The following is a 14,235-nucleotide window of genomic DNA, read 5'->3' on the forward strand; positions in this document are numbered from 1 at the left end:
TGGGAAAGGAGGATTTTGACTAGCTCCGTGCTGTTGACCGAATCGCTTCGCCCGGCGAAGCCATTCGTCCGGCGCCCATCCACTCGTGTCCTCGCTCTCTCTCTCGCGCTCGGCGCAATGGCCACGCTGGTCAGCGCGGCCGGAGCGTGGGTGCCGTCGCTGTGGGGGGACGAGGCGGCCAGTCAGCTCTCCGCTCGACGCTCGCTCCCCAGCCTCTTCCACATGCTGCAGCATGTGGACGCTGTGCACGGCACCTATTACCTGTTCCTGCACTTCTGGGGGAAGGTGTTCGGCTACAGCGCGTTCTCCATCCGGTTCCCGAGTGCGCTGGCGATCGGCGCGTCCGTCGCACTGGTGGTCTGGATGTGCGCCCGCGTGTCGAGTGTGCGCATCGCCGTGCTGGCCGGGATCTCCTGCGCGGTGCTTCCCCGGCTCATGTATGCGGGCGGGGAAGCTCGCGCGTTCTCGTTCGATGCTGCCCTCGCCACAGCCCTGTGCGCAATCGTGATCGAGATCGCGGTGCGCCCCGGCCGCAGCCGCCCACTGTGGGCCGGCTACGGCGTCCTGTTGAGCATCGCGACCTACTTCTTCATCTACACCGGCCTGATGGCGATCGCCATCGTCGCGTTCCTGCTGCTGACCCCGTCGCTGCGCCACCACTGGAGGCGGTGGCTGGTCGCCAGCGCCCTTGCGCTGGTGGCAGCCCTGCCCATCCTGGTCTTGGCTTACCTCGAGCGGGCACAGATCGCCTACCTCCAAGCCGGGGGTTACGCGTCCTGGGATGTCGTGCTCAAACAGCTGTGGTTCGGAGACACCCGATTCGCGTGGGTGGGATGGACGCTGATGGCGGCCGGCGCCGCTGGCGCGGTGGGAACGGCGTGGCGGCTGCGTGGCAGCCTGACCCGATCGACACTGGACGTGCGTGTGCTGGCTCTGTGCTGGCTGGTGCTTCCGATGGGGCTGCTGCTGCTGGCGAACATCTTCTTCGCTCTGTTCACTGCGCGATACGCCGCCTTCGCCGCGCCGGCGGCCGGCATCCTGATCGCGACAGGAATCGACACGATCGCTCAGTTGGCCCGCGGCCGGGCGAGGCGCCATGCATGGGTCGCCACCGCGATCTGCATCATCCTGGTCCTCGGCGTCGTCGCGGTCGCCGTCCCGAACTGGGCGGCCCAACGCGGTCCGTACTCCCAAAATCAGTCGGACTGGAATGAGATCGCCGCCACCGTGCACGCGCATTCCCGAGTCGGCGACGCCATCGTCTTCGATGCCGACGCCCGGCCATCGCGACGGACACGTCTCGCCTACGACACGGCGCCTCCTGGCGCGTTCGGACCGGCGAACGACATCCTGGTCAAGACGCCGTTCCACAACAACTACACCTGGTACGCGTCGACCTACTCAGTGAGTCAGACGGCCGCACTCGGCCGTTTCGACTCCGTCTCCCGGGTCTGGGCGGTCGAGTACAGCACTCCGCCCGGTCTCACCGCACCGAAGGCGCCGGACACCTACGGCCTTGCCGCACTTCAGCTGATCGGGTTCCACCAGGCCGCTTCCTACCGGCTGCACGCCAGCGTCGTCTATCTCTTCATCCGGAACTCATGACCACCGCGCAGACTGCTAACGCGGCGCGCCTATCGGGAGCGTTCGAAACGGAACGCGGGATTCTTAGGCGCTCATGTGAGCGCGGCTGCAATCCTCAACCATGCGCAAAGTGATGCTGATCCTTATCGCTGTCGCTGCTTCGGTGGCCGCCGTCGTGGCGGCAGCCATCGCGCTTGAGCGTTCAGATCCCAGCGAACTATGCGATGGCGCGCCAGACGACGTGTGGTCTTGAGATCCCATCCGGAGCGCGGGCCGGGTAGCGCCGATGGTTAATGCGGTGCTGTCGATCAACCTCGTCAACGGCTGGGTGACCACGGTGTGCACTGCGGCGTCGGTGACATTGCTGATCTACCTCTTGTGTCGCTCGGGCGGGCGGCGTTGGGCGCTGACGGCAAGCGCTGCGCTTCTAGGCGGCACGGCGGTGTCGGTCCTCACCTGGCTCGTCGTTGTCCGCATTCAGCACACGTTCACGGTGCCGATCCCTCCCGCGGTCAATTTCTGGTTCGCATCAACCGTGTCCGCCATCGCGCTGGCCCTGGCCAACCTTCGGCGCTCAGGGTGGAGGCGAAGAAGCATCGCGGTCGCCGCCATCCTGGTCTTCGCCACGACCGGGACCGTGAACATCAACGCGCAGTTCGGCCTGGATCGCACTGTGGGGGATTTCGTCGGAATTCTCCCCAGCCATCCCATCGCCCTCCCGCCGCGGGTGCAGCCGATCCAAGGCCGAGGAGCGCCTCTCTGGAAAGCATGGCGAGCGCCCGCCGGACTCCCCGCACACGGAGAACTGGGCACGCAGGTCATCCCGAACACTCGGTCAGGCTTCCGTTCTCGCCCGGCCGGCATCTACTTGCCGCCGGCAGCTCTCGTTCCACACCCGCCGGCCCTGCCGCTGGTCATCCTCATGATGGGTCAGCCCGGCACCCCGGACCCCCATTACGCCGCAAAAGCCCTCGACGCGTTCGCGGCCCGGCACGGCGGTCTGGCACCGATCGTCATCGTCGTCGACCAGCTGGGCGACCCCAATCACGACACCCTCTGCCTGGACACTCCGGAATTCGGCAACGTCGAGACGTTCCTGACCCAGGACGTGGTCATGTGGGCCACCCACCATCTCAACATCATCCGCGACCACCGGTACTGGACGATCGCCGGCTACTCCAACGGCGGACAGTGTGCGATCTCACTGATGGCCAAACATCCGAATCTCTGGTCGAACGTGCTCGACATATCCGGGGAGGAATACCCCGGCGCCGAATGGCCCCACGGGGTGCTCTCGCAAATCTTCCACGGAGACCAGGCCGCCTATGACCGGCAGAAGCCGGTAAACATTCTCGCCAGAGAGAAGCTCCCCGGGACTTTCGGTGTGTTCACGGTCGGAGCCGACGACCCGGTCTACGTCGCCGCCCAGCGCCGTGTCGCCACAGCAGCTCAACGTTCTGGTATGTCCGTGTTCACCTATCAAGTCCCCCACGGCGGACATGTGGTCCCGGCCCTTCCCGAGGGGATGAGCAAAGGCTTCCAGCTGTTGTACCCGAGGTTAGGGCTTTCACCAGGGGCGCCCTGAGAGACATTGCCCAGAAGAGCCCCGGCGGCATGCCCAAAACGGCCCGCATGTGCCGCATACATGAGTCAATCAGCGGCGGTCATTGGACGCGCCTTCGCGCGCGTTGATTTGTCGCTCCCAGCCGCGCATCGTTGCGCGTGGCGGTCTGAAACGGCGAGGCTGCCCGCAGGCGCGTTCGTGGCCTGCGGGCAGCACGGTTCTCACTTGATGGTGTTCGCCGCCGCCTTGACCTTGGCAGCGAGCTCGCTTGACAGGGGAGCAGATCCCGCCTGAGCAGCTGACGCCTTCTGGGCATCCGGGCCGGCCACGTAATCGACGTACGCCTTGACCAGCGCGGCCTTGCTGGCATCCTTGTACTGCTGGCAGGTGATCAGATAGCTGATCAGAACGATCGGCCACGCATTGGCATCCGTGATCTTGCGGTTGATATTGACAGCAATATCGTTCGCCGGGCGGCCGGTGACCAGCGGGGATTTGGCTGCGACGTCGGCAGCGCCCGCAGCACTGATCTTCACGAACTGGGAGCCCACCTTGAGCTTGGCAATGTCCAAGCCGGCCGATCCAGACTCATCGATATAAGCGATGCTGTTCTTCGCGTTCTTGACCGAAGTGGCCACGCCCGAAGTTCCCTTGGCGGCATCGCCGATCTGATAAGGGAACGTCTGGCCAGACGGCTTAGTCCACACGGTCGGCGCATTCGCCGCGAGATATTCCGTGAAGTTCTGTGTGGTTCCCGAGTCGTCCGAGCGATGCACGACCGTGATCGCGGCAGCCGGCAGCGAAGTACCCGCGTTGAGTGCGGCAATCTTGGGGTCATTCCAGGTCGTAATGGCGCCGCTGAAAATGCCCGCGATGGTGTCAGCATCGAGGTTGAGGTTTTTGACACCGTCGACGTTGAACGCAATCGCGATCGGAGAAATGTACACCGGCAGGTCGATCGCCTTGCTTCCTGCTGCACACCCCGCGAACGTTCCCGCCGCTTCCGCGTCGCTCAGGTGCGCATCGGATCCGGCGAAATCGGCCGCCCCCGAAATGAAGCTCTTACGGCCCGCACCGGAACCCTGCGGGTCGTAGTTGATCGTCACCTTCGAGTTCGCCGTCTGGAACCCGGCAATCCAGGTTGTCTCCGCGGTGCCCTGCGCTGACGATCCAATCCCGTTCAGTGACCCCGACACGGTCGCTGACGTTGCCGAGTTCGAGGGTGCTGAGCCGGACTCGTTTGCTGCACATGCAGACAACGACAAAGATACCGTCGCTGCCAACGCCACCAAGATGGCATAGCGGTTGCGCTTCATATTTGATCCTTTTCCAATCGTGGGAATGTGAACAGCTGCCCCGCCAGCGCCGCCGACAGAATCACTGGTCCAGATGAACAGCGGATGAACGCCAGCCCAATGGTTTGCGCGCCAAATCCGTCGCACGAGAGCACACGTCGCCTGAGCTGTCCTGCTCCGAGGACATATGTGCCTCGTGCATGAGTCGATCTGCGGATGTCATTGGACGTGCAGAAGGCGGTTGGGATTGTGTGGAGGGGTGGCGCTGACCCGATGCTTCGTTCGAACGTGGACGCCGTTCGCCCTGGTCGTGGTGGGAGTCGGTGTCGCAGCCGGCCTCGCTGGTGTGCTGACAAGCCTCGTCCTTCGGACGGTTCAAACTCTGGCGTACGGAGACGGCTCGGGCACCGCGTTCACCCACCTGGCGCCCGGTGATCCTGTTCTCCGGATCCTGCTGCTCGCGGGGGTGGGCCTCGTGCTTGGCGTGGGCTGGTGGATGCTGCACCGGACGGGCCGTTCGCCGGTCTCGATCTCCGCGGCCGTAGGCGGAGCCCGGATGCACACCCTGCCGATGGTCGCGCATGTGCTGCTCCAGCTGGTCTCGGTCGGCGTGGGCGGCTCGATCGGGCGGGAAGTCGCGCCGCGCGAGCTCGCGGCGCTTGCGGCCACCTGGGCCGACAAACTCCTGCCGTCCCTCACGGCACGTCGACGCCGCCTACTCGTGGCGGCTGGCGCGGGCGCGGGCCTCGCCGCGGCGTATCGCGTGCCGGTCGCAGGAACGCTCTTCGCGGTGGAGATCCTCCTCGCCGAGTTCAGCCTCGGGGCCATCCTGATCGCCGCGACGGTGTCGGGTATCGCTGCCCTGGTCAGTTGGCTCCTGGTTACCGATGGTCCGATCTATCCGCTCCCGCCCGTCTCCTTCTCACCCTCCCTCCTGGTGTGGGCTCTCGCGGCGGGGGTGGTGATCGGTTTCGCCGCTTCCGGTTTCAGCCGGCTGACGAACCTGGCGGCGACCCACCGCCAGCACGGCCGGCTCCTGCCGATCTGTCTGGCGGTCACGTTCGCCTCCCTGGGCGCCGTTTCCCTGGCGTTCCCGCAGACCCTGGGCAACGGGCAGTCGCTGGCCGCCTTCGCGTTCTCCGCGCACGTCGGCATCATCACCGCTCTCACGCTCGGAGCGCTCAAGACGATCGCCACCGTCGCGATGATCGGCTCGGGCGCCTACGGCGGCACGCTCACCCCCTCCCTCTCACTCGGCGCCGTCGTCGGCCTCATCACGGGGACCCTGTGGGTGTCGTTCTGGCCCGGATCGAGTCCGACCGCGTTCGCGCTGTGCGGCGCGGCAGCGTTCCTCGCCGGTTCGATGGCCGCTCCGCTCACCGCGTTGGCACTGACGATGGAGCTGACCGGCACGGTGTCCTGGGTGCTCGTGCCGATGATCGCCGCCATCGCCCTAAGCACCCTGGTGCGCTGGTTGCTCGACTCCCGCGCGAAGCGGCAGCGGGCCTCCCTGGCCCGGCTCGAGCGCAGCGAACCCCCAGCCGAAGCGAGCGTGCAGAAATGAGTCGCGCTTCAGTCCCCGTAGAGGTCGCCTGCCAGCGGCGACTCCGCCACCATCGCCAAAAAGCCAGCGAGGGCCGCGGAGTCGCGCCCGCCGCGGCGATGCGCCAGCCAGACCGGCCGGCTGAGGGCTTCCGGGAAGACCGCGACTCGCGCGCCCATCAGCCGTGCCTGGCTGCCCAGCAGTGCGGGCACGATGGTCAGACCGGCTCCCTGCGCGGCAAGCAGGCCCAGGGCGTCGCGCTGTGTGGTCACCAGGAGATCGCGAGGCTTGACCGCATAGCGTTCATAGGCTGCTTCGGCCATCGACCTGATCGACGTCCCACGCGGAAGAGTCACCAGGGTGTGCGCCGCGAGGGTGTCGGCGTCGATGTCCGCGTCCGACACGACATCGCCGCTGTCGGCAGGCGTGCCCGGCGATGCGCCCGGCGGGAGCACGACGACGAAGCGCTGCTGCCCGAGGCGCTCGATCTGCACATCCTCCGACCCACGCTCTCCCGTGCCGAACGCCACGTCCACGCGGGCCAGCCTCACCGCGTCGACCAGCTGGGCGAGGCTCTCCAAACCGACCAGTTCGATCCGCACACCGGGAGCCCGGCGCCGGAATCGCGCGACGAACTCGGGCACACAGGTCGACACCAGCGACGGCAGGCCGCCGATGCGGAGGACACCCCGCTCCAGCCCCGTCTCGGAGCGCGCGACGGCGTGCAGTGCCGCCGTCTCGCGCAGGATCCGCCGCGCGGGCCCCAGCATCTCGCGCCCCGCCTCTGTCAGCGCCACCCCACGTCCGGCCGGAACGAAGAGCACGACACCCACCTCTCGTTCCAACGCCCGGATCCGCCGCGACAGCGCCGGCTGGCTGATCTGGAGAATGTCGGCTGCCGCGGTATACGTGCCATAGTCGACGACCGCCACCATCGCTTCGACCAGGGCAACGTCCATACGACACATCATCCCCTCAGTACGCCGAGGGCCGCGAACTCTACCGCTCGCGAAGCGGCGACGACAAAGGAGACGTTCGATGCACGATGAACATGCAGAGGCTGAGCTGTGCGCAGTGATGCCCGCCACGAGAGCAGCCGCGCACGAGACACCGGAGGCCGAAGCGCTGCCCGCTCCGAGTTCGGGAAGCCGACGGGCACTGCTCATCCACGGGACGGGGCCGAACGTCGAATCGTGGTTCCCGCAACTGCTTCGGACGGCACAGAACGCCAGGAACTCCCTCGGCAACGACGTGGAGGTCACTGTTGTCGTCCAAGGTCCCGGAGTGGCAGCACTCGCCGCCGACGGCGGTGCAGCCGCGGACGTCGCCGCGACAGTGGACGCCGGCATCGGTGTGATCGCCTGCGGCAACAGCCTCGCAGCTGTCGGGCTGTCCTCAGCGGCGCTCCTGCCGGAAGTCGGCGTCGTCCCCGCAGCCATCTCCTACCTTGCGCGGGCGCAGTGGGAGGGTGCCGCCTACGTGCGTATCTGACGTGGAGGCCGGGCGTAGAGGGATAGCGTGAGGGGGTGCGGAGATCGGGGCGTCGGTGGACATCGCAGGACTGAGGCTGCTGGTGGCGGTCGCGAGCACGGGAAGCATCTCCGCCGCCGCCAAGGACGCCGGTATGACGCAGCAGGCCGCGTCGCTCCGTCTCGCGGCCCTGGAGCGGCAAGTGGGATCGGCCTTGCTGGTGCGCAGCCGCCGCGGCACGGCACCCACCGAAACGGGCGAGCTCGTCGCAGCCTGGGCCGCCGACCTCCTGGAGGCCGCCGACCGCTTCGACGCCTCGGTCGACGCCCTGCGTCAGACGGCGGAGGAGACGCTGCGCGTCGCGGCCAGCATGACGATCGCCGAGCACCTCGCGCCGCGCTGGCTCACCTCCCTGGGCACCGGCGGAGCGGGACCCCGCGTCGAGCTGACGGCCGCGAACAGCGAAACGGTCCTCACGGCCGTCCGTGACGCGACGGCCGCGATCGGATTCATCGAGACCCCGGACGTGCCCGCCGATCTCGCCTCCGTGGAGTTCGCCTCGGACGAACTGGTCGTCGTGGTCGGGCGGAGTCATCCGTGGGCGGGGAGGGCGCGCGGTGTGTCCGTGCAGGAACTCGCCCGCACTCCCCTGATCGCCCGCGAGCGGGGGTCCGGGACCCGCCTCGCTTTCGAGCGTGCTCTGGCGGAGGCCGGGCATCCGCCCGTCCGTCCTGCCCTCGAGCTCTCCTCCACCAGCGCGATCCGAGCGACCGCCGCGACGGGAGAGCATCCCGCGGTGCTGAGCATCCTGGCGGTACGGGAGCAAGTCGCGTCCGGGCTGCTCGTCAAGGTCCCGATCCGGCAGCTGCGCATCGTCCGGCCGCTGACCGCCGTGTGGCGACGGAGCGGCGCGGGCGTCTCAGGGAACGCCCGCGCGCTGCTGGAGCTGGTGCAGTCGATCTCCTGACGGCGGTCAGAGCTGCCCGGTGACGGCCAACACACCCAGGCTCGTGAGGGTGACGAGCGTCGAGAGCACCGCACCGAGCAGAAGCGGCCGCCAACCGGCGCTGCGGATCGCCGCGACATCGGTCGAGAGGCCGATCCCGCCGAGCGCCACGGCCACCAGGAACACGCTCACCGACACCAGTCCGTCATGCAGGCCCGGCGGAACTGCAATCAAGCTATTGGCGGTGGCGACGACGAGGAAACCGACCAAAAACCAGGGAACAAGACCGATCACCCGCCGCGCCGTCAAGGGGGCGCCGGCGTTCCTGCGGCGATGCTCAACCACGGCGAGCGTGACGCTGATCGGCACGATCATGAGGGTGCGCACGAGCTTGACGACGACGGCGTAGCCCAGAGCGGAGGTCGCGAACAGGCTTGCGGCCGCGACCACCGAGCTCGTGTCGTTGACCGCAGTGCCCGCGAAGAGACCGAACGCGTGCGTACCCATTCCCAGCGCGTGGCCGATCAGGGGGAACACGAGCACGGCGACCGCATTGAACAGGAAGATCGTCGAGACGGCGTAGGCGATCTCCGAACTCGCCGCCCCGATGATCGGCGAGACGGCGGCGATCGCGGACGCCCCACAGATTCCAGTGCCCACCCCGATCAGCGTGCGCTCCCGCCGTGGTATGCGCAGCAGGCGGCCGACGCCCCACGCGGCGAGAAGGCAGACCGCCAGGGTGGAGAACATCACAGGAAGGGACTGCACGCCGACGACGAGGACGCTGGACAGGGAGAGCTGGACCCCGAGCAGGACGACCGCGAGCTGCAGCACGAACCTGCTGGAGAACGCGATGCCGGGAGCGAACCGGCCGCCCGGGCGTCGGATCAGGCTCACCACGACGCCGATGACGAGGGCCGGCAGCGCGCTGCCGAGCGCCGGCACGATCCGCGAGACTCCCGTCGCGGCCAGCGCGATCAGGATGGTGATGCCCAAACCGGGTACGACGGCTCGCACTCGGGCCGCGACGATTCTCGATCCGGTCGAGAAGGAAGATGAAACCATGCTTCCACCGTGACGCAACACCGCCGCACCTACTACGCCGGCGTTGTTGTGGGGTCACAAGTTGGGCTTGTGACCCCACACCATCACGCGCGACCCGCCGGCACGCTCGCCATCGTCGCGGACCCGGCCGCCCAGGTGCGGTAGCCGCCGTCCAGGTTGACGACGTCGCGGCCCTGCTGGGCGAGGATGCGGGCTGCGGTGTGGCCGCGCTGGCCCACCTGGCAGTGCACGACGAGGGGGCCGTCGGGCAGTTCGGCGAGCCGGTCGCGGAGGTCGTCAACCGGAATGTTCAGCGCGCCGGGGATGGCTCCGGCGGCGTGCTCGCGCGGCGTCCGGACGTCGATCAGGGTCGCGCCGTCCGCCAGCACGGAGTCGAGCTCGTGCCATTGGATGGTGCGGGTCGCGCCGCTTCGGAGGTTGTCGGCAACGTAGCCGAGCTGGTTGATCGGGTCTTTCGCCGAACCGAACTGCGGGGCGTACGCGAGTTCCAGTCGCGCCAGACCGGCGGCGGTGATGCCGCCGGCCATGGCGACCGCGATCACATCGATGCGCTTATCGACGCCCTCCCCGCCGACGACCTGCGCGCCGAGGATCGCGTCGGTCACCGGGTCGACCAGCAGTTTCATCGACATGGGGCTGGCGCCTGGGTAATAGGTCGCATGCGAGGTGGGGTGGGTGTGGATGGCGCGGTGGTCCCGCCCGGCGGCTGCGAGCTGCCATTCACTCCAGCCGACCTTCGCGGCGACGGTGTCGAACACCTTCACGATCGCGGTACCCAGCGCCGGCGTGTTCCGCTCGTCGCGGCCGGCGATCACATCGGCCACGGAGCGCCCGTGCCGATTGGCCAGGCCGGCCATCGTGATCAGCGCCTCTTCGCCGGAGAGCGCATCCACCTTCTCGACCCCGTCACCGACGGCGTAGATGTGCCGGTCGCTGGTGCGGTTGGCGGCGTCGACGGCGATGCCGCCGGTCGGGCCGATCCGCAGCCCGGCGGAGCGGGCGAGGTCGACGCTGGGCACGACACCGGAGGCGTCGACGATGAAGTCCGGGCGCAGGATCGCACCGTCGCTGAGCAGCACCGCGCCCGCCTCGACCGAGTCGATGGTCGCCGAGGTGCGCACGTCGACGCCGTGGCTGCGCAGCTGCGTCTCCAGGGGCGCGACCATCTCGGGATCCAGCGGGGTGAGGATCTGCGCCGACCGCTGGATGAGGGTCACGTGGATGCCGCGGCGCACCAGGTTCTCGACGGCTTCGAGCCCGATGAACCCGCCCCCGACGACGAGCGCCGACGGGTGGTCCGCTGCGGCTTGCACGAGCACGCCGATCGCGTCCACGTCCTCCACTGTGCGCAGGGTGTGGGTGGGGATTCCGGGATGCCCGGCGGCCTCCCGAGCGGACGCACCGACGGCGAGGATCAGTTCGTCGTAGCTCTCGATGAAGGTGTCGCCTGCGGCCAGGTCGAGCACTGAGACCGTGCGCGCGACAGGGTCAACGCTGATCACCTCGTGCCCGGTGCGCACGTCGAGCCGGAAGCGCGCCGCGAGCGACTGCGGCGTCTGCAACAGCAGCGAGGACCGGTCCGTGATCACCCCGCCGACGTAGTACGGCAGCCCGCAATTCGCGTACGACACGTAGGGGCCGCGCTCGAAGACCACGATCTCCGCCGACTCGTCGAGCCGGCGCAGCCGAGTCGCTGCGGACATTCCTCCGGCGACTCCGCCGACGATCACGGTCTTCATGGTTGGTTCCTCCCGGGGTCGGTTTGTTATACCCTCCCCGGTATCGTACTATACGGAGGGGGTATAACGAATCGCCCCACCGAACCCAGAAAGAGAGTCCGAACCCATGTGCTACCCCGCCACCTGCAAAGTCTGCGGAAAGACCACCTGGAGCGGCTGCGGCCAGCACATCGCCGACGTCCGCCGCCGCGTCCCCGCCAACCAGTGGTGCAACGGCAACCACACCGACGCCGAGAAGGCGGCCGCTTCCGGCGGCGGATTCTTCGGCCGGCTCTTCGGGCGCCGGTGACGATGAGTACCGTCACCGTCACCGCTGACACGCTCAAGAGCCGAGTCGAGCAGAACGACATCGTCCTGCTCGACTTCTGGGCGGCCTGGTGCGGACCCTGCCGCATGTTCGCGCCCGTGTTCGAAGCAGCGTCCGAACAGCACCCCGACATCGTCTTCGGCAAAATCGACACCGAGACCGAGCAGGAACTCGCCGCAGCCGCCGGGATCACCTCGATCCCCACGCTCATGGCATTCCGCGACGGCGTCCTCGTGTTCTCCCAGCCAGGAGCACTCCCCGCGCGCGACCTCGAAGACCTGATCCGGCAGATCCGCGCCATCGATCCGGCCGAACTGACCGCAGCCAAGGCGCGCGCCTGAGCTGACGGGATACCCTGGCGGGTACCGCGACACGCTCACCCGCACCGGCATCACGAGAAAGAAGACCACCGTGGCCACCACCGCCGCCGACATCAAACCCGTGCTCAACCGGCTGCGCCGCGCACAGGGTCAGCTGAACGCCGTCATCGCCGCCGTCGAGAACGGTGGCAAGTGCCGTGACGTCGTCATCCAACTCGCCGCCGTGTCCAGCGCGCTCGATAAGGCAGGCTTCCAGATCATCTCCACCGCCATGCAGAAATGCCTCACCGACCCCGACGACACCTCCGACCCGATGACCGTCGAGGAACTCCAAAAGCTCTTCATGACGCTGGCGTGACGACGGTCCCCTCGGGCTCGGCATCCCCTACACCCTCGCGGTCGCCGTCGAGGCGATCCGACGGCCGCAGAACGGCCCGTCATGAATGTCGCTTGGTCGGTTTCCATACTGTTCGGAGGAGTCCCCTGGCTCGGCGGTTACCTTCGCCCCCGGCCCCCAGCGGCAACCGACGGAATCACTGACTCAACGAGAGACGGCAGGCTGCGCCGCGAACACCTTTACAGCTACCAGTCCGATTGCCGCGCCTAGAAGTTGCGCGCCGATGTACCAGAGCGCGCTTGCAGGTGCGATCCCCGCGAAGGTGTCGGTTATGGTGCGGCCGATAGTGATGGCGGGATTGGCGAAGCTTGTGGAGCTGGTGAACCAATAGGCAGCTCCGATGTACGCACCGACCGACGGGGCGACGATCGCGCCCCTACCGGCCCGAGCGAGGATGAAGATGACCCCGATCAATCCAGCGGTGGCGACCACCTCAGCCAAAAGATGCGCCGGCGTCGCTCGCTCATTGCTGCTCACACTGACAGCAGCCTTGTCGAACATCACGTTCGCCACGACGGCACCACCGAGGCAGCCGAGGACCTGGGCAGGGAGGTAAGACCAGAGGTCACGCCGGGGGCGCCCTCCGATGGCCACGTCGACCAGAGTGACGACCGGATTGAAGTGAGCACCCGAGATGGGTGCGAAGACCACGATGAGCACCGTGAGACCGAGCGCCGTCGCCAGGGCGTTCTCCAACAATTGGAGACCGACGTCATTCGGTGAGAGACGCTGCGCAGCGATCCCGGAGCCGACGACAACGGCCGTGAGCCCGGCACTGCCGACGAACTCTGCGAGGACAGGACGGAGTGCAGCGGCCACAGGGATCCGGATGCGTCCGGAGGACGTGGCGGTCGCGGTCATGCGATAACCATCAGAACAACCGTGACGCGAGTGCCGACCTTCATGCGGGCGACACCTCCAGGCTCTTCAGCAGCTCGCGCACGCGCTGCTCGACCTCGTCGCGAATGCCGCGCACGGTGTCGACGGGCTGGCCCTGCGGGTCCTGCAGTTCCCAGTCCTGGTAGCGCTTGCCGGGGTAGATCGGGCAGGCGTCACCGCACCCCATCGTGATGACGACGTCTGCGGCCTGGACGACGTCATCGGTGAGCGGCTTGGGAAACTCGCGGCTCATGTCCAGGCCGATCTCGGTCATTACCTCGACCACGGCCGGGTTCAGTTCGTGGGCGGGCGTCGACCCGGCGGAGCGGACGTGGACACGGCCGCCGGAGAGCGACTCGGTGAGGACAGCGGCCATCTGGGAGCGGCCGGAGTTCTGCTCGCACACGAACAGCACCTCCGGCCAGATCACCGGCAGCGCCCCCTTCGCCTGGGCGAGCGCGGTCAGGCGTTCGGTGGCGAAGTGGATGGTGCGGGTCGCCAGGTGCGCCTTCACCGTGGCGGTGCGCAGCAGCGCCGTGTAGGACTCCAGCACATACCGCTCCACGGTCTCCCGATTGAAGACGCCTTCGAACTTCGCCGCCAGCTCGTCGGCCAGCCGGCGCAGGTACGCCTCTGGATACGCAAGCTCCGGCTGGCTACGCCGCCCGGTCACGTCGATGGTCACGGTCGTCACACCGCCGCGGGCAGCAGCTCGGCGAGCAGGTCCTGCACGCGCTGCTTGATGTCGTCGCGGATCGGACGGACCTCGTCCACCGGGCGGCCGGCGGGGTCGGTGAGCTCCCAGTCCTCGTAGCGCTTGCCGGGGAAGATCGGGCAAGTGTCGCCGCAACCCATCGTGATCACCACGTCGGATTCCTTCACGGCGTCGGTGGTGAGGATCTTCGGCTGCTCGCCCGCGATGTCGATACCCTCCTCGGCCATGACCTGCACGGCGACCGGGTTGATCTGGTCCTTCGGCTCGGAACCAGCGGAGAGAACCTCGACCCGGCCTCCGGAGAGCTCACGCATGAACCCGGCGGCCATCTGGGAGCGGCCGGCGTTGTGGATGCAGACGAACAGGACGGTGGGCTTGGTGTCAGACATGGTGGGTCTCGCTTTCTCTTCT

15 protein-coding genes are annotated in these 14,235 nt (G+C 67.7%); 8 read left to right on the forward strand and 7 right to left on the reverse strand.

Annotated elements, in window-relative coordinates; genetic code table 11:
• Window positions 1–117 precede the first annotated feature (117 nt).
• Both ACRAWC_RS10750 and ACRAWC_RS10755 read left to right on the forward strand, forming a co-directional pair.
• Window positions 118–1,605: a glycosyltransferase family 39 protein gene (locus ACRAWC_RS10750; protein WP_431347713.1), complete on the forward strand. Its 1,488-nt coding sequence runs from the start codon at window positions 118–120 to the stop codon at window positions 1,603–1,605.
• A gap of 277 nt (window positions 1,606–1,882) precedes the next feature.
• On the forward strand, window positions 1,883–3,169 hold the full coding sequence (locus tag ACRAWC_RS10755; protein WP_431347714.1) for an alpha/beta hydrolase: 1,287 nt from the start codon (window positions 1,883–1,885) through the stop codon (window positions 3,167–3,169).
• Window positions 3,170–3,369: 200 nt separating this feature from the next.
• Here ACRAWC_RS10755 and pstS read toward each other — a convergent pair whose 3' ends face one another.
• A complete protein-coding gene (gene pstS, locus ACRAWC_RS10760) occupies window positions 3,370–4,464 on the reverse strand; it encodes a phosphate ABC transporter substrate-binding protein PstS (RefSeq protein ID WP_431347715.1) in 1,095 nt (364 codons plus the stop codon).
• Window positions 4,465–4,702: 238 nt separating this feature from the next.
• On the opposite strand from pstS, the gene ACRAWC_RS10765 reads away from it, so the two are divergent.
• The gene (locus tag ACRAWC_RS10765) at window positions 4,703–6,007 is read left to right on the forward strand and encodes a chloride channel protein (RefSeq protein WP_431347716.1); all 1,305 of its coding nucleotides are present in this window, start codon (window positions 4,703–4,705) and stop codon (window positions 6,005–6,007) included.
• 8 nt (window positions 6,008–6,015) lie between these two features.
• Here the strand turns inward: ACRAWC_RS10765 and ACRAWC_RS10770 are convergent, their stop codons facing one another.
• Complete coding sequence (locus ACRAWC_RS10770) at window positions 6,016–6,945, reverse strand: LysR family transcriptional regulator (RefSeq protein WP_431347717.1); 930 nt, start codon at window positions 6,943–6,945, stop codon at window positions 6,016–6,018.
• Between the two features lie 79 nt (window positions 6,946–7,024).
• Here ACRAWC_RS10770 and ACRAWC_RS10775 point away from each other — a divergent pair, with 79 nt between their 5' ends.
• Both ACRAWC_RS10775 and ACRAWC_RS10780 read left to right on the forward strand, forming a co-directional pair.
• Window positions 7,025–7,477: a DsrE family protein gene (locus ACRAWC_RS10775; protein ID WP_431347718.1), complete on the forward strand. Its 453-nt coding sequence runs from the start codon at window positions 7,025–7,027 to the stop codon at window positions 7,475–7,477.
• A 55-nt stretch (window positions 7,478–7,532) separates the two neighbouring features.
• Window positions 7,533–8,423, forward strand: a complete 891-nt coding sequence (locus ACRAWC_RS10780; protein WP_431347719.1) for a LysR family transcriptional regulator — start codon at window positions 7,533–7,535, stop codon at window positions 8,421–8,423.
• A gap of 6 nt (window positions 8,424–8,429) precedes the next feature.
• On the opposite strand, the gene ACRAWC_RS10785 is transcribed toward ACRAWC_RS10780, so the two are convergent.
• Both ACRAWC_RS10785 and ACRAWC_RS10790 read right to left on the reverse strand, forming a co-directional pair.
• Window positions 8,430–9,467, reverse strand: coding sequence for a YeiH family protein (locus ACRAWC_RS10785; protein WP_431347720.1), 1,038 nt, complete (start codon window positions 9,465–9,467; stop codon window positions 8,430–8,432).
• 83 nt (window positions 9,468–9,550) lie between these two features.
• On the reverse strand, window positions 9,551–11,206 hold the full coding sequence (locus ACRAWC_RS10790; RefSeq protein WP_431347721.1) for an FAD-dependent oxidoreductase: 1,656 nt from the start codon (window positions 11,204–11,206) through the stop codon (window positions 9,551–9,553).
• Between the two features lie 106 nt (window positions 11,207–11,312).
• Here ACRAWC_RS10790 and ACRAWC_RS10795 point away from each other — a divergent pair, with 106 nt between their 5' ends.
• From ACRAWC_RS10795 to ACRAWC_RS10805, 3 genes are all read left to right on the forward strand, one after another.
• Window positions 11,313–11,495 carry a hypothetical protein gene (locus ACRAWC_RS10795; protein ID WP_431347722.1) on the forward strand — a complete coding sequence of 61 codons (183 nt, stop codon included), beginning with the start codon at window positions 11,313–11,315 and terminating at the stop codon, window positions 11,493–11,495.
• A 2-nt stretch (window positions 11,496–11,497) separates the two neighbouring features.
• Entirely contained in the window at window positions 11,498–11,854 is a 357-nt protein-coding gene (trxA, locus tag ACRAWC_RS10800) for a thioredoxin (protein ID WP_431347723.1), read from the forward strand.
• A 70-nt stretch (window positions 11,855–11,924) separates the two neighbouring features.
• Window positions 11,925–12,191, forward strand: a complete 267-nt coding sequence (locus ACRAWC_RS10805; protein WP_431347724.1) for a metal-sensitive transcriptional regulator — start codon at window positions 11,925–11,927, stop codon at window positions 12,189–12,191.
• Window positions 12,192–12,374: 183 nt separating this feature from the next.
• Here the strand turns inward: ACRAWC_RS10805 and ACRAWC_RS10810 are convergent, their stop codons facing one another.
• From ACRAWC_RS10810 to ACRAWC_RS10820, 3 genes are read right to left on the reverse strand one after another with little or no spacing between them, the layout of a single operon-like run.
• On the reverse strand, window positions 12,375–13,091 hold the full coding sequence (locus tag ACRAWC_RS10810) for an aquaporin (protein ID WP_431347725.1): 717 nt from the start codon (window positions 13,089–13,091) through the stop codon (window positions 12,375–12,377).
• 40 nt (window positions 13,092–13,131) lie between these two features.
• Window positions 13,132–13,794 carry an arsenate reductase ArsC gene (locus ACRAWC_RS10815; RefSeq protein ID WP_431347726.1) on the reverse strand — a complete coding sequence of 221 codons (663 nt, stop codon included), beginning with the start codon at window positions 13,792–13,794 and terminating at the stop codon, window positions 13,132–13,134.
• Between the two features lie 5 nt (window positions 13,795–13,799).
• On the reverse strand, window positions 13,800–14,213 hold the full coding sequence (locus tag ACRAWC_RS10820; protein ID WP_431347727.1) for an arsenate reductase ArsC: 414 nt from the start codon (window positions 14,211–14,213) through the stop codon (window positions 13,800–13,802).
• Window positions 14,214–14,235: the final 22 nt, after the last annotated feature.

Source organism: Leifsonia sp. L25, from assembly GCF_050632895.1.